The following is a 15632-nucleotide window of genomic DNA, read 5'->3' as shown; positions in this document are numbered from 1 at the left end:
CTTCATATATAAGGCCATGCGGCTTGAAATGTGGACGCGCGATGCGTCAATTCAGGTTCAGGCAACAGCGCAATGGCGCGGCATCGTATTGCAATCTTCGTCACCGAGATTTACGCTACAGCGCAACAGAATAAAAACCGAAGGCTGTGTAATGACCTGGTCGGCCAAGCAGTATTCCATGTTTGAAAACCAACGCACGCGCCCTGTACGGGACCTGGTGGCGGCCATCCCCACACGCCGGGTGCGTGTTGCCGTCGACCTGGGCTGCGGTCCCGGCAACTCTACCGAAGTCCTGCTTCAGCGCTTTCCGGACGCTACCGTTACGGGCGTCGACAATTCGGACGACATGTTGGCCGCGGCCCGCAAGCGGCTGCCTGGCATCGACTTTGAACTGGCGAACATTGACGCCTGGAATCCTGATAAACAATTCGATGTCATCCTGGCCAACGCCTCGCTGCAATGGCTGCCCGACCATGCCGTGCTTTATCCGCGCCTGGCCGGCAAGCTGGCTGGGGGTGGCAGCTTTGCCGTGCAAACGCCCGACAACCTGCAAGAGCCGGCGCACATACTGGCCCGCGAAACGGCATTGAATGGGCCGTGGGCTGCAAAAATCGGCACCGTCCGGCATCCCGAGCGGCACAGCGCCGGTTTCTATTACGAGCTTCTACGGCCGCATTGCGGCATGGTCGATGTCTGGCGCACGACTTATTTTCATCCGCTGCCCGGCCCGGCGGCAGTGGTCGAATGGTTCAAAGGCTCCGCCCTGCGCCCCTACCTGGCGCCGTTGAACGACACTGAAAAGGCGAAGTTCCTTGACCGCTATCTGGCCGCCATTACCCGAGCCTATCCCGCACTGGCCGACGGCACCGTCCTGCTGCCGTTTCCGCGGCTATTCATAGTGGCTGTTCGCTGAAGGGCATGGCGGTATAGGCCGCCACAGGCTCTTCCAAGCAATCCACCGGCCACCATTTGGGCAGCAGCTTGCGCACTTGCGGGCGGTTGTAGCGGTCGTCCATCAGGTACACCACGCCCCGGTCGTCCTGGCTGCGGATCACGCGGCCGGCGGCTTGTACGACTTTGCGTATGCCGGGGTACAGGTAGGCGTATTCGTAGCCGCCGCCGAAAGCAGTGTCCATGCGCTGCCGGATCTGCTCGTTGGCGGGATTGATTTGCGGCAGGCCCAGGGTAGCGATAAAGGCGCCTATCAGCCTTTGCCCTGGCAGGTCGATGCCTTCGGCAAAGGCGCCGCCCAGCACCGCAAACCCAAAGCCGCGGCCGGCTTGCGTGAAGCGCTGCAAAAAGGCCTCGCGCTCGGCTTCGTCCATTTGCCGCGACTGTTCCCATATGGGTATTTCTGGATGACGGCTTTGGAACAGAGAGGCCAATTGCCGCAGGTAGTCGAAGCTGCTAAGAAAGACCAGATAATTGCCTGGCTGCCTGTTGTATTGCACCGCCATCAGGTCGGTCATGGGTTGCAGCGATGCTTCGCGGTGTTGGTACCGGGTGGAAATGCGGCGCGCCACCTGCACGGTAAGCTGGTCGGGCTTGAAGGGCGATTCCACATCTATCCAGGCACTGTCGGCCGGCAGGCCCAGCGTGTCGCTGTAGAAATGCGATGGCGTCAGCGTGGCCGAGAACAAGGTCATGGAATGCGCGGCGCTGATCCGCGGCGCAAGAAACGGCGCGGGGATGACGTTGCGCAGGCACAGCGTCGACGCCTTGCGGGAAGGGCCGGCGCCAAGTTGCGGCACGGTAATGTCGAACAAGGAGTGGCTGCCGAACAGCTCGGCAATATGCAGGAAATGCAGAGCGTCGAAATAAAAGCGCTGCAACAGGCTATCGACGTGCGTTGGATTTTCGGTCTGGAATTCGATGATGGCCGCGACCGCGCGCTGTAGCGCGGCGATAAGTTTTGCCGGCGCGCTGTCATAGGCTTCGTACGCAGCTCTTTGGTTCTTCAGCAGTTCGTTCCAGCAGCGGTTGACGCCGTCCAGGGATTTCTTCAAAAAGCCCGGCGCTGAATGGCGCAGCGCCGTAAAGGCATTCCGCTCAAGTTCGGCCGTATACATCTTGCGGGCGCGATCAAGCAGGTTGTGCGCTTCGTCGACCAGCACGCCGACCCGCCACTGGTTGGCGACGGTCAGTCCATGCAGCATGGCGCTGGAGTCGAAGTAGTAATTGAAGTCGCCCACCGCCACATCGCACCAGCGCACCAGCTCGTGGCCCAGATAGTAAGGGCATACTTGATGTTCGGCCGCAACGCGCCGCAGCGCCTGCTTGTCCAGAAGTTTGCCGTCCAGCGCGGCTTGCCGCGCTTGCGGCAAGCGGTCGTAGAAGCCGTTGGCCAAAGGGCAGGATTCGCCATGGCAGGCCTTGTCCGGATGTTCGCAGGCCTTGTCGCGTGCCACCAGTTCGATAACGCGCAGCGGCATGCTCGAATCCATGCCGCGTATTTGCGTCAGGGCGTTCAGTGCAACGCTGCGGCCCGATGTCTTTGCCGTAAGAAAGAACAGCTTGTCCAGTTTGGCGGCCGGGGCGGCCTTAAGCAGCGGAAACAGCGTGCCTATGGTCTTGCCTATGCCTGTGGGCGCCTGCGCCGCCAGGCAGCGGCCGCCGCGCGCCGCCTTGTATACGGCTTCGGCCAGGGGCCGCTGGCCGCTGCGGAACTCCGCATGCGGAAAGCGCAGGCCTTCCAGCGCGCGGTCGCGGCTTTGGCGATGGGCAAGCTCCTGGTCCGCCCAGTCCAGAAACCGCCGGCAGCGGTCTTCGAATTCCTGCTTCAGCGCCGCGGCGCCATGCACTTCGCTTATTACGGTTTCCCGCTGGCCGACGATGTCGAAATAAATCAGTGCCAGCCTTAGTTCGGGCAAGCCCCGTTGCTGGCAAAGCAGATGGCCGTAGACCTTGACCTGCGCCCAATGCAAATGACGATGATTGGCCGGCATCCGCGCCAGGTCGCCGCGAAACGTCTTGATTTCTTCAAGCTGGTTCTGGGCCGGGTCCCAGCCGTCGGCGCGGCCACGAACCATAAGCTGCTGAAACTCGCCCGCCAGGCTGATCTCCGACTCATAGCCCGCGCCGCGGCGCGAAGCCACGACAGCGTGGCCCGCGATGCCTTCCTGGGCAGTCGGCGTGGGAGTAAAGCGCAGGTCCAGGTCGCCCTGCTTGGCTGTGAATTCGCATAGCGTGCGCACCGCCACGGTATATGTCATGCGGTGCCTTCCGCCCAACGCACATGGCATACGGCCACGGGCATATCGTGCGCGGCGCAGTAGCCGAACCACCGCAGTTGGTTGTCCTGCAGGCGGTCGCCAGGGCCTTTGACCTCTATCATCCGGTAGCGTCTTTCCTGCGGCCAGAATTGAATCAGGTCCGGGAAGCCGGAACGATGGGCGGGAATATCAAGCAAGATCCGCTCGAACCATTTTTTTAAATGCAAGGCGGGAATGCAGGACAGGGCATGGTCCAGCATTTCGTCGTTCAAGACACCCCATGCCACGAAAACAGACTGTATGCCAACCTTGTCCTTGTAGTTTTGCAGAATGGTTTGCCGGTATGCGTTTGAGTCCAGTTGCGCCAGGCGGCGCCCGAAAAGGTCCTGGCGCCGCGAGTAAAAGTCGGCGCTGTGCAGGTCGGCAGGGGCGCGTTGAAACGGATGAAAGAAAGCGCCGGGAAGGGCGGCGAATATGGCGTCCCAGCACAGCAGGCCAAACAGCGAATTGACCAGCGTGTTCTCGACATAATAGGCCGGAGCCTGCGGCTCTTGCAGATGGTGCCGGGCCAGCTCTTCCACGGCCATCGGTACTTGCGGCCGTGGCAGGGTCAGCGTCAGTTCGGTCAAGGGCGCTGCGGCGCTGCGGGGCGGGCACGCAAGGCCCAGCTTGCGCAGCAGACGCGGCATCATGCGGTTGATCTGCTGCTTTTCCGCTTCGCTTTCCGGCTGTTGCAGCGCGGCTTGCGCCAGGTCAAGGGCTTGCTCGAATTGTTCGCTGCGTTCCAGTACGCGTACGCGCCGGCTGCGCGCACCGGCGTAGGTGCTTTGTGTATACAGGGCACATGCGCGATCCCAGTCGCGGCTTTTCTCGTAATGCTGGCCCAGCTGGAACAGCAGCTTGGCGCGGCGCTGTTCCAGCCATGCGTTCGGGTGGGGCTGCGAAGGGATGTCTTGCAGAACAAGCTGCGCTTCGGTGCCGGCGCGGAAGCGTTCGCGGCAATCGTACAGGTGCAGATAGCCTTCGATATCGCCGCGGCTTTGGAAGATGCGCGACGACGCGGGAAATTCCACTTTTTCGTAGACATACAGGCCCAGGTCGGCCAGCACGAATTCGGACCAGTCCTGGTGCAGGTTGCCGAAGAACATCAGGCGCAGGCATTCGCATATGGGCATGATGCGCAGTTCGTAAACGCATTCGCGCGCCGAAGGACACCAGGCCTTGAAAGGCAAGGCTTCGGAGTGGGTTTCTTTCAGGTGCCGCAGCAGGTCGGCCTTGCGCGCGTGCCCGCCGGGCAATTCCGCACCGAAAGCCTCGGCCAGTTCCGTCTTGGTTAGCAGACCGAACAATTGTTCCAGCGTAAGCGCCGGCGTGTCGTCCACCCAGCCCTGTTCGACCAAAGGCCGCGCCGCCAAAGGCGTGTCGCCGATTTCGTCGTAGCGCAGCTTGCTGCTTTTGAACAGTGTGCCCTTGCGCATGATCATCCGGACCAGCAGCGCACGCGATGCGCGCGGCAGGGTCTGAAAGCCCAGGATAAAGTCGCGTTCGGCGCCCGAGAGCAGGTCGTCGTAGCGCTGCCGCACCCAGCGCAAGACCATCTCGAAATTGTCGAGGTAGTAATAGCGGTTTTCTAGCACTGGGTTCATCTGCACGGGTACATGACTGTATTTAAAAACAGTATATCAAGCTTTGCCGCAAAGCCGCTTCCGGGCTGCGCATCTCTTCGAGCGCCACGCCCTATTGGTCTGTTGTGTTCCCCTGCAGCGCAGCGCCCAAAGCAACGTCCAAAGCAACGCCGCAGGAGCACTTCAAATCAACGACATATAAGGGTAATTCCCGCCATGCAGCCTATTGCACGCTAAACCGAACTTCTTTACTGTGTATCTATGCATCTGCATAAATAAACGCAGTTTGTTGTTTCGTAGTGTTGTGCTGTCCGGGTTCGGCTAGCAGTCACGCCGCCCGATTACGGGAGTTGAGCATGAAGATTGCGGTACTAGGGGGCGGCCACGGTTGTTATGCGGCCGCGGCGGATCTAAGCGAGCAGGGCCACGAGGTGCGCTTTTGGCGCCGCGATACGCAGGCGTTGCTGCCGTTGGTGCAAACGCCCAAAATACACCTGAAGGACAGCCGCGGCGAACGCGACATTCCCATTGCCAAGGTATGCGTCAACATAGGCGACGCCGTCAGCGGCGCGCAGCTGGTGCTGATTCCTTCTCCTGCCACCGCACAACTGGACATTGCCCGCGCCTTGGCGGCACACCTTGCCGACGGCCAGGTCGTGTATTTGCCGCCAGGCACTTTCGGCAGCTATGTCATGAGCGAAGCAGTGCGCGCCCAGGGCAACAACGCTGAAGTCACCTGGGCTGAAACCGGCACGCTGCCATGGCTGGTGCGCAAGCATGGGCCGTCCAGCGTGGCGGTTACCATGCGGGCCACGCGCCTGCCCACGGGGGTTTATCCGGCCAAGCGCTCGGCTCACGCCATGGCGGTCATCGCCGAAGCATTTCCGTGCATCGAGCCCTGCGAAGACGCGCTTTCAGGCGCGCTGATGAATGCCGGCCCCATTATTCATCCGCCGCTTATACTTATGAATGCCGCGCCCTTGCAGCACTTTGAAGCCTGGGACATTCATAACGAAGGCACCCAGCCCGCGGTGCGCGCGGTTACCGACAAGCTCGACAACGAACGCATAGCCATACGCGAAGCCATCGGCTACAAAGCGCCGCATTTCCCGCTGTCCGACCACTACCTTAACGACCAATGGATGTACGGCGACTCGCACAGCAAGCTGGTCGACAGCGGCGACTGGCGCGAGCACATCGACCTTCATACGCACCGCTACATGCTGGAAGACACCGTGCTGGGCTTGGCTCTTCTGGCCTCGGTGGCCAACTGGGCCGAGTGCGACGCGCCGGTTGCCAGCGGCTTGCTGGCCATTGCCGGAGCCATTCTTGGGCGCGACCTGCGCCTGGGTGAACGCACGCTTACCGCCCTTGGCCTGGCCCATCTTTCGCGCACCGACATGCACGAACTGCTGTTCAACGGGAGGGCCTGATGGCGGCCAATGCCAGCTCTTGCCCTGTCGTTGCCATTGGCGCGGGGCGCATGGGCCGCGGTATAGCGCTGGCTTATGCCATCCGCGGCCAGTCCGCGGCCATTGTCGACTTCAAGCCGCGTGAACCGGCGCAATACCAGGCCTTGCGGCAAAGCATCAACGACGAACTGGCCATGACCTTGCGGCAACTGGCCGACCTGGGCATGTTCGGGGCGGAACAGGTTGACGCCTGCCTGGCCAGGATAAGCGTCCATGCGCTGGACGAAGCCGACGCCGTCCTGGCTGCGGCGCAAATCGTGTTCGAAGGCGTGCCCGAAACGCCCGAGGCCAAGCGCGACGCCCTGGGGCGCATCGGCGCGGCGGTGGCGGACGATGCCATCATTGCGTCAACCACTTCCACCATGCTGGCGTCCGACCTGGCTGCCATGGTGCGTTTGCCTGGGCGCTTCATGAATGCGCACTGGCTCAATCCCGCCTACATAATTCCCTTGGTCGAGGTCAGCGCGCACCCGGGCACCGACCCCGGCGCGGTGCAGGCCTTGAAGGCCAGCCTGTCATCCATAGGCAAGGTGCCGGTAGAGTGCAGTTGCAGCCCCGGCTATATCGTGCCGCGCCTGCAGTCGCTGATAATGAACGAAGCTGCGCGCATGGTCGAAGAAAAAGTCGCCACGCCCGAACAGATAGACCTGGCCACGCGCTACGGCCTGGGCTTTCGCTTTGCGGCCATCGGCGTGCTGGAATTCATTGATTATGGCGGTAACGATATTCTGTATCACGCCAATAACTATCTTGCCAAAAACCTCGACGAAAACCGTTATGCCATGCCGGACATTGTGCGGCGCTATATGCAGGAAGGCAAAAACGGTTTACGGTCGGCAAGCGGGTTTCATTCGTACGAGGGGGTAGACCTTGAAGCGTACCGGCGCGATGTATTGGCCCGGGCCTTGGGAATGCTAAGGCATTTCGGCCTGGATCAAAGCGCTACTTCCAACGTGGCAAAAGGAGACTGAAAAATGAAAAAAACCGTGCAGGCAATATTGGCGGGTGCAGCAACGCTTATCGTAATAGCACCGGCCGCGGCCGCCGACATACCCGAGCTTCGCGTGGGCTGGACCATACCCGCCGAAGAAGCCAAGTATTTAATGATGAAGCGGCCCGAGCTATTTCCCGACCTGGGCAAGAAGTACACGATTAAATGGACGCAGTTCCAGGGCACTTCGCCCATGATCCAGGCCATGCGCGCCAACGTGCTGGACTGCTCCACCATGGCACCCATGTCGCTGGCCCAGGGCGCAATCGAAAGCGGGCTCAAGGCTTATATCGTGGCCCAGCATGTTTACGAAAAGAAAGGCTACTTCACCGTATATTGGGCGGTCAAAGAAGACAGTCCCATCAAAAGCGCGGCCGACCTGAAGGGCAAGGTATTGGGCACCAACGCCTATGGTTCCGGCGTGTATTTCAACCTGGTGCTGTGGCTCAAGCAAAACGGCCTCGACCCTGAAAAAGACGTCAAGATCGTCGAAACCGGCTTTCCGCCCATGGCCGACGCCATTCGCTCTGGGCGCATAGACCTTGGCACGATGGTCCAGCCGTTTGCCTTGCTGTCGCAAGAAAAGGGCGGCCTGCGCGAACTGGCATCGCAAGCGGCTGTGCAGACGCCGCAGGTGCAGATCTTTGAAGGCTGCAGCCAGGATTACACCAACAAGAATCCTGAAGTCGTAAGGGCCTATATCAAGGATTTGCAAAGCGCCATGGCCAAGGTCCAGGCCGATCATGACCTGGCGGTTACGGTCGACTCCGAAGTCACCCGCGCACCCAAGGAATTGCTTGGCAAGTACGTAATGACCAACAAAGACTTCGCGCGCGACGACAACATGCAGCCCAACCTGGACTCCATCCAGACATCCTGGGACCTGTATTACAAAGCGGGCTTCTTGTCCAAACCTTTGAAAATCAGCGACTTCGTTCGCAAAGACGTCATAGCACCTGTCAAATGATCTGCATCGAGCAATTAGGCAAAACCTTCCGTACCGCCAGGGGCACTTCGCATACGGCCATTCAGGACATCTCTCTTGAGGTGCCTGAAGGGCAGTTTGTGTCCATCCTGGGCCCCAGCGGCTGCGGAAAAAGCACCTTGCTTTATATGGTGGGCGGGTTCGAGCAAGCCACGGCCGGGCAAATCAGCGTCAATGGCCGGGTCGTGCAAGGCCCGGGCCCCGATCGCGGGCCGGTCTTCCAGGAGTACGCACTGTTTCCCTGGAAAACCGTGCTGGGCAATGTCGCCTACGGCCTGCGCGAACAAGGGGTCCCCAAGGCGCAGGCCGAAGAGCGCGCCATGCAGTGGCTGGAAAAGGTCAAGCTTGCGAACTACGCCGGGTTCTACCCGCGCGAACTTTCGGGCGGCATGCGCCAGCGCGCCGCCATTGCCCGCACCTTGGCGTACGAGCCCAAGATCCTGCTTATGGACGAGCCCTTCGGCGCGCTGGACGCCCACACCAGGCTAACCTTGCAGGCCGAGTTGCTGTCCTTGTGGGAACAACTGAAAAACACGGTGCTGTTCGTCACCCACAGTGTGGACGAAGCCGTATACCTGTCGGACCGTGTGGTGGTGCTGACCGGTACGCCGGGCAGGGTGCGCGAGATCGTGCCTATCGACCTGCCCCGGCCGCGCGTGCGCGCTGAACTGCTGCGCAATACGGCCTACCAAGAATACGTTATTCAGCTAGAACGGCTGTTGGTGGACGGAGCGCACGCATGAAGACGCCCGCCGCAACAGGTTCCGCAACCACGCTTTGGTACGAAAAGCCCGCCGTCGCGATGGTGCTGGTTGTCGTACTGCTGGGCATCGTGTGGGCGCTGGCATCGTGGCGGCTGGACTTCAGTTCATTTCCAGGGCCCTGGCAGGCGTTGCAGGCCTTGCCCGCGCTTATCCTTGACCCCAGCGCCCTGTGGGCCATCTCGCTTTCGCTGGGCCGCATGTTCATCGGCTATGCCTGGGCGCTTGTGTTCGCCATTCCACTGGGCCTGGCCATGGGCCGCAGCCGCTGGGTGCATGAATTTTTCAACCCGCTGGTGTCCCTGGTTTATCCCATGCCCAAGGCGGCGCTCATGCCCATCCTCATGCTGTGGTTCGGCCTGGGCAGTTTCTCGAAAATCCTGGTTATCGCCATGGGCGTCAGCCTGCCCATGCTGTATCACAGCTGCCTGGGCGCCAGCCGCATTGAAAGCAAGCTGGTCTGGACCGCGCAGGCCATGGGCATGGGGCCGGTTGCACGCCTGTTTCGCATTGTGCTGCCAGCGGCCCTGCCCGAGATTCTTATCGGCTGCCGCGTTGGCGTGGTCATGGCGCTTATCGTCATGGTGTCGTCGGAAATGATCGCGCGCCAGGAAGGCGTGGGCAACCTGCTGTTCACATCGATGGACATGGCCCAGTATCCTTCGGTGTATGCGGTGATCCTGATTCTTGCGCTGATGGGCGTGGTCCTGGACTGGCTGTTCGAAAAAGCCCGGCGCTATCTTACGCGCTGGTCCGAGTCGGCCGGCGGCACGATTCTACGGTAAGGGGCGGCCATCATGAAGAACACAGCCTCGACGCTTGCCGCAACCGCCCCAGCCGCCCGTTCCAGTGCCATTCCGGCCACGTTCGCGCTTTATGCCAAGCGTGCTTTTTCTCCTGTGCTGGTACTGCTGGTGTGGGAACTGGTGTGCCGCATGGGCTGGGTCGAAGCCCAGCTGCTGCCGGCCCCCAGCGCCATTATTGCGCGTCTGTTCGAGATAGCCGCGGGCTCCGAATTTTGGCAGAACTTCGGCATTACCTTGTATCGCCTGGTCGTAAGCCTGTTCATTGCCGTCATTGTGGGCGTGGCATTGGGACTAGTGGCGCAGTTGTCGCGTTTCAGCGCCGCCATGCTCGACGCCTTTGTGCGCCTGGTTGCGCCCATACCGAAAATCGCGCTGTATCCGGCCCTGATCCTGATCCTGGGTTTCGAGAACTCGTCCAAAATAACGCTCATCGTGGCCGACGCCATGTTCCCGGTCTTGATGGCTACCTGGTCGGCCGCGCGCTCGGTTGACCAAAAGTTGATCTGGTCGGCGCGGGCCGCCGGCACCAGCCGCGCCGCCTGCCTGTGGAAGGTCACTTTGCCGGCCATCGTGCCCACAGTCCTGGCAGGAGTGCGCGTTTCGGGCGTCATTGCCTGCGTGGTGGTGTTCCTGGCCGAAATGATCGCGTCCACCGACGGTCTGGGCCACATGCTGACCATGGCGGCGCGTGCGTACAAAACAGTCGATATGTTCGTGCCCCTGATCTGGATTTGCGCAGTGGGCTTGGCGTTGAATAGCTTGATCGGCTTCGTGCAGCGCAAGCTCGATCACGAAGGTTGACGGCCCGATACTGGTCGTCGCACATAGCGAAAGGCGGGGGACGGCATCATGAGTTCATTAAGCGGCGCGGGCGAACAAGCGCACGAGATACCGGCGCGGGAATCAAAGCCGGCGTTGCAGCCGTGGCAGGCGTATCTGGGCCATGAAACCTTCATGCCTTATTTGCTCAACCGCAGCACAGCGGCGCTGAATGCGGATTTCCAGGTGCTGCTGCGCAAGCACAATATGACGCTGCTGCATTGGCGCGTGCTGGCTTTTCTAAGCGAAACCGACGGCTTGGGCGTCAGCGCCCTGGCCAATGTCACCGACGTCGACCAGGCCACGCTTTCGCGCGCGCTTACGGTCATGGAAAACGCCGGCTATATCGCACGCAAGTCCAACCCCAGCGACCACAGGATGGTGGTCATCAAAATACTTCCCGCCGGACGGCGCCAGTTCCACCACGTGCTGCCCCCCGCCTGGGGAATCTACGAGCGCGCCGTGCGCGGGCTAAGCGAACAAGAACAACTGCTGCTGCACGACTTGCTGAACCGTATCCGGGACAATATGCAGGGGGCTTGAGTGCGCCGCCCGTGCGATAATTTGTGTCTATCGTACAGGTTCATCCAAGACAAAAATGCAGATTTCGTTTTTTAGCCGGCGCAACAATGCCCCGGGCGTTCGATTGCCGACTCTTGCGGTGCAGTCATGACGCATCGCCAGCCCGTGCGCGTTTCCGACCTGCATACCTTCGATACGATTATCGACGCGCGCTCGCCCTCCGAGTTTGCGCTGGACCACATCCCGGGCGCCATCAATTGCCCCGTGCTGGACGACGACGAACGCCGCATCGTGGGCACGCTGTTCAAGCAGACCGGCGCCTTCGAAGCCCGGCGCGTGGGCGGCGCCATGGTGGCGGCCAACCTGGCCGTGCATATACGCGAACGCTTTGCCGACCGCCCGGCAAACTGGCGGCCGGCCGTTTACTGCTGGCGCGGTGGCATGCGCAGCAGCAGCATGGTGACCTGGCTTCGGCTGGTCGGCTGGGACGCACAGCAGCTGGCCGGCGGGTATAAAAGCTTTCGCCATCATGTCGTGGCGCAGATCAATATGCTGTGCCCGCGGCTTAAGCTGCAAGTGCTGTGCGGCGCCACGGGCAGCGCCAAGACGCGCGTGCTGCAAGAACTGGCAGCGCGCGGCGAACAGGTGCTTGATCTTGAAGACTTCGCCTGCCATAAAGGCTCGTTGCTGGGCTCGCTGCCGGGCGTTGCTCAGCCTTCGCAAAAACGCTTCGAAACCCTGGTTGTTTCGGTGCTGGACAACATCGACATTGGCCGCACTTTGTATGTAGAAGGCGAAAGCGCCCGCATCGGGCGCCTGGCCGTGCCCTTGCCGCTGGTCGAGCACATGCGTGCGGCGCCCTGCATTGAAATCGCCGCCACGCCTCAGGCGCGGCTGGCCTATCTTTTGCAGGACTATGCCTACCTGGGCCAAGATGCCGCCGGCCTTGCCGACAAGCTGGGTTTTCTCAAGCAGCAGCAAGGCACTGCCACCGTGCTGCGCTGGCAGCAATGGGCGCAAGAAGGCAACTTGCCTTCGTTGTTTGCCGAGCTGATGACCTTGCATTACGACCCGCACTACCAGCAGTCGCAGTCCCGCCACTTCAGTTCGTGGTCGCAACGAAGGCAGATTGCGGCCGATGATCTTTCGGCCAAGGGCATTGCCGCGGTGGCCGATGCGATTCAGGGTACGCCATGACGCTGCCAGTTCACAATACCGGCCTGCCTGGCGTTCAGCTGATCGACCTGCGCGTTTTCCATGACGAACGTGGATACTTTCTTGAAAGCTTCCAGGCGCAGCGCTATGAAGTCTTGCTGGGCTTGAAGAGCCCCTTTGTGCAGGACAATTATTCGCACTCCAAGCGCCATGTCCTGCGCGGCCTGCATTTTCAAAGCCGGCACCCGCAAGGCAAGTTGCTGCGCGTAGCCCAGGGCGAGATCTACGATGTAACGGTTGACCTGCGGACTGCATCGCCCAGCTTCGGGCAATGGCAAGGCCTGGCGCTGTCGCACGCCAGGCCGCAGCAACTATGGATACCGCCGGGCTTCGCCCACGGGTTCGTCGTGCTTTCGGATGAAGCCAGCGTGGAATATAAATGCACCGACTACTATCACCCCGAAGACGAGGCCTGCTTAAGCTGGAACGACCCGGACCTGGCCATAGACTGGCCGGTAAACAGCCCGGTGCTGTCGGCTAAGGACCGGCAGGGCTTGACGTTGAAAGCGCTGCAAGAAGCAGGGCGGCTGTGATGATCGAACTTAACACTTTGGCCTTTTCTTCCCGCTTGCCTTGCCATAACGAAAGCAGCTTGCGTGCCGGCATGGGTGAGCGCCAGGTGGCAGGCTCGGGCCGGGTGCCATGAAGGTCTTGCTGATAGGCGGCACGGGTCAGCTTGGCCGATGCCTGCAAGACCGCCGCCCTGACGGCTGGGAATTGCTAGCACCCGGTTCGGTCGACTTGAATATTTGCGACCAGGGCGCCGTGGAATCCTATGTAGGCCGGATCCAGCCGCAGCTTATTATCAATGCCGCCGCCTATAACGCCGTGGACGAGGCAGAACGCAATCCTGCCGCCGCCATGGCGCTGAACGCCGACGGGCCGCGTCATCTGGCGCAAGCGGCGCAGAAGGCCGGAGCGCGGCTGGTGCATATATCCACCGATTATGTCTTCGATGGCGCAGCCAGCCAGCCATACAGCGAGGATGCACCCACAAACCCCATCAACGCCTACGGCAAATCCAAACGCGCAGGCGAACTGGCCGTCTTGCAGAGCCTGCCGCAAACCATAGTGCTGCGCACATCGTGGCTGTATAGCGAGTACGGCGCCAATTTTGTAAAGACCATGCTGCGCCTGGCCGCCGCTGGCAAGCCAATACGTGTGGTCAATGACCAGGTCGGGGCTCCCACCTACGCCGGCGACCTGGCGCAGGCCATCATCCAGCTGCTGCGCAATCCCGATGCGCCCGGCGGCGTCTACCATTACACCGGCGCCACGGCCTTGTCATGGTACGGCTTTGCCCGGCACATCTTCCAGGCCGCGGGCCTTACGCCTGAACTGCTGCCGATCACGACCAGCGAATACATTGTCGCCGCAACCTCTACCGCTACCGCAGCGAGCCCTGCGATTGCCGCCCGCCCGGGCTACTCCGTTCTTTCTTACGAAAAAATAGCTCGATGCGGCATACAGCCCAAGCCGCTACATGCAAGCCTTGATAGTATGGTCAAGAAAATACTGAATTTGCGGTCTTGAACCGCCACATAGTGCACGCAAAAAAAACCAGGCAGTTCAAATGCCTGGATTTTTTCATTACACGCTAAACCCGATAGATCAAGCTTCGGATTGCATCGCGGCCTTGACTGAAGCTGAGGTGTCGTGCGGGGCGCCGTTGAAGTACAGGTTCAGCAGCACCGCCGCGACCGAGGTCAGCAAGATGCCCGATTCGATAAGCGGGTGAATGGCATGCGGCATCCATTGGCGAAAGCTGGGCGCTACCAGCGGGATCATGCCTACGCCGATGGAAATGGCAACAATCATGGCATTGTGGCGGTTGGTCTTGAAGTCGACGTCGGCCAAAATACGAATGCCCGTGGCGATAACCATGCCGAACATCACAATGCCCGCGCCGCCCAGTACCACCGTGGGCAGGGATTCAACCAGCGCCGCCAGCTTGGGCAGCAGACCAAGGATAACCAGGATAATGCCGCCGGCCACGCAAACAAAGCGGCTACGTACACCCGTAACCGCCACCAGGCCCACGTTTTGCGAAAAGCTGGTGTACGGGAAGGTATTGAAAATACCGCCTATCAAAGTACCCAGGCCGTCCGTGCGCAGGCCGCGGGCCAGATCGGGCTGGCTGATTTTCTTGTCGGTCATTTCGCCCAGGGCAAGGAACATGCCGGTGGACTCGATCATCACCACAATCATGACCAGAGTCATGGTAATGATCATGACGGGGTCGAATATAGGCATGCCGAAGTGGAAGGGCAGGACAATGTCCACCCAGTGCGCTTTGGCGACTTTCTCGAAAGTCATCAAGCCCATGGCCGAGGCCACGATGGCGCCGATGACAATGCCCAGCAGCACGGCAATATTGGCAAAGAAGCCTTTGGCGTATTTGGCGATGCACAGGATGGCAACCAGCACGATGGCCGCCACGCCCAGCCCGGTAAGGTCGGCATAGCGGGGGTTGGGTACCGTGGGCAATATGGACAAGCCCTGGGGCACCGGCGGCAGGGCCGAGCCGGGCGCACTGGTAATGGCCGCGGCATTGGCCAGCCATTTTGCATATTCGGGATTGACCAGATTGGGCGCGGTGGGGCCGACGGGCGTACCGAATATCCAGTTAATGCCTACCCGCATTAGAGTAATGCCGATAATGGCGATAATCGTGCCGGTAACCAGCGGCGGAAAAAAGCGCAGCATGCGGCTGACGAACGGGGCAATGATTATGGAAATTATGCCCGCCCCGATAATGGCTCCGAACAGCAGTTGCGCCCCTCCGTGGCCCTGCGAGGTCTTGGCAATGGCCACCATGGGCCCCACCGCGGCAAACGTAACGCCCATCATGACCGGCAGCTTGATGCCGAACCATTGCGTGGCTCCAAAAGACTGGATAAGGGTAACAATGCCGCAGACGAAAAGGTCGGCGGAAATAAGCATGGTGACTTCCGCGGCGCTAAGGTTCAGAGCGCGGCCGACAATAAGCGGAACGGCAACAGCTCCGGCATACATGACCAGCACATGCTGCAAACCAAGCACAGCCAGCTGTCCTCCGGGTAGGCGTTGATCAACGGGTGCAACGGACTTTGTCATGCAAGGTCTCCTGGGGGTTAAGGAAATGCAGCCAGTTTCTATCTGTAACGAGCAGACTGTAACTAGTGAACTGTATATAGCTGAAATCCATTTTCATATAGCGGAAAACCCGGGTTTTATCAGTGTTT

At 60.6% G+C, this 15632-nt stretch carries 14 protein-coding genes; 11 read left to right on the top strand and 3 right to left on the bottom strand.

Going from position 1 to position 15632, the window contains the following annotated elements:
• The first annotated feature begins 151 nt into the window (after positions 1-151).
• Entirely contained in the window at positions 152-913 is a 762-nt protein-coding gene (gene tam / locus DFR37_RS04345) for a trans-aconitate 2-methyltransferase (RefSeq protein WP_113932017.1), read from the top strand.
• Here the strand turns inward: tam and DFR37_RS04340 are convergent.
• Together DFR37_RS04340 and DFR37_RS04335 are read right to left on the bottom strand one after the other, a co-directional pair.
• Positions 894-3212, bottom strand: a complete 2319-nt coding sequence (locus DFR37_RS04340; protein ID WP_113932016.1) for an ATP-dependent DNA helicase — start codon at positions 3210-3212, stop codon at positions 894-896. The genes tam and DFR37_RS04340 overlap by 20 nt on opposite strands.
• Positions 3209-4858 (bottom strand): VRR-NUC domain-containing protein, encoded by a 1650-nt coding sequence (locus DFR37_RS04335; protein ID WP_113932015.1) that lies wholly within the window; start codon positions 4856-4858, stop codon positions 3209-3211. Before DFR37_RS04335 ends, DFR37_RS04340 begins: the two co-directional genes overlap by 4 nt.
• 335 nt (positions 4859-5193) lie before the next feature.
• Here DFR37_RS04335 and DFR37_RS04330 point away from each other — a divergent pair, with 335 nt between their 5' ends.
• The 10 genes from DFR37_RS04330 to rfbD all read left to right on the top strand — a co-directional run bounded on the left by DFR37_RS04330 (position 5194) and on the right by rfbD (position 13941).
• Complete coding sequence (locus DFR37_RS04330; RefSeq protein WP_113932014.1) at positions 5194-6270, top strand: NAD/NADP-dependent octopine/nopaline dehydrogenase family protein; 1077 nt, start codon at positions 5194-5196, stop codon at positions 6268-6270.
• Positions 6270-7280, top strand: a complete 1011-nt coding sequence (locus tag DFR37_RS04325) for a 3-hydroxybutyryl-CoA dehydrogenase (protein ID WP_113932013.1) — start codon at positions 6270-6272, stop codon at positions 7278-7280. The genes DFR37_RS04330 and DFR37_RS04325 overlap by 1 nt, the downstream gene beginning before the upstream one ends.
• Positions 7281-7283: 3 nt before the next feature.
• Positions 7284-8267 carry an ABC transporter substrate-binding protein gene (locus DFR37_RS04320; protein ID WP_113932012.1) on the top strand — a complete coding sequence of 328 codons (984 nt, stop codon included), beginning with the start codon at positions 7284-7286 and terminating at the stop codon, positions 8265-8267.
• Positions 8264-9028: an ABC transporter ATP-binding protein gene (locus DFR37_RS04315; protein WP_113932011.1), complete on the top strand. Its 765-nt coding sequence runs from the start codon at positions 8264-8266 to the stop codon at positions 9026-9028. Before DFR37_RS04320 ends, DFR37_RS04315 begins: the two co-directional genes overlap by 4 nt.
• The gene (locus DFR37_RS04310) at positions 9025-9831 is read left to right on the top strand and encodes an ABC transporter permease (protein WP_211317209.1); all 807 of its coding nucleotides are present in this window, start codon (positions 9025-9027) and stop codon (positions 9829-9831) included. Before DFR37_RS04315 ends, DFR37_RS04310 begins: the two co-directional genes overlap by 4 nt.
• A gap of 12 nt (positions 9832-9843) precedes the next feature.
• The gene (locus DFR37_RS04305) at positions 9844-10653 is read left to right on the top strand and encodes an ABC transporter permease (protein ID WP_242341707.1); all 810 of its coding nucleotides are present in this window, start codon (positions 9844-9846) and stop codon (positions 10651-10653) included.
• Positions 10654-10701: 48 nt separating this feature from the next.
• Complete coding sequence (locus DFR37_RS04300) at positions 10702-11214, top strand: MarR family winged helix-turn-helix transcriptional regulator (protein ID WP_113932010.1); 513 nt, start codon at positions 10702-10704, stop codon at positions 11212-11214.
• 126 nt (positions 11215-11340) lie between these two features.
• On the top strand, positions 11341-12390 hold the full coding sequence (gene mnmH, locus DFR37_RS04295) for a tRNA 2-selenouridine(34) synthase MnmH (RefSeq protein WP_113932009.1): 1050 nt from the start codon (positions 11341-11343) through the stop codon (positions 12388-12390).
• Positions 12387-12941 carry a dTDP-4-dehydrorhamnose 3,5-epimerase gene (gene rfbC, locus DFR37_RS04290; RefSeq protein WP_113932008.1) on the top strand — a complete coding sequence of 185 codons (555 nt, stop codon included), beginning with the start codon at positions 12387-12389 and terminating at the stop codon, positions 12939-12941. The genes mnmH and rfbC overlap by 4 nt, the downstream gene beginning before the upstream one ends.
• Positions 12942-13050: 109 nt before the next feature.
• Complete coding sequence (rfbD, locus tag DFR37_RS04285; protein ID WP_113932007.1) at positions 13051-13941, top strand: dTDP-4-dehydrorhamnose reductase; 891 nt, start codon at positions 13051-13053, stop codon at positions 13939-13941.
• Between the two features lie 78 nt (positions 13942-14019).
• Here the strand turns inward: rfbD and DFR37_RS04280 are convergent, their stop codons facing one another.
• Positions 14020-15504 (bottom strand): nucleobase:cation symporter-2 family protein, encoded by a 1485-nt coding sequence (locus DFR37_RS04280; protein ID WP_113932006.1) that lies wholly within the window; start codon positions 15502-15504, stop codon positions 14020-14022.
• Positions 15505-15632 lie beyond the last annotated feature (128 nt).

The sequence above is a fragment of the Eoetvoesiella caeni genome, from assembly GCF_003315175.1.
Taxonomy (GTDB): Bacteria; Pseudomonadota; Gammaproteobacteria; order Burkholderiales; family Burkholderiaceae_B; genus Eoetvoesia; species Eoetvoesia caeni.
This window is presented reverse-complemented; position numbering and strand designations above follow the sequence as displayed.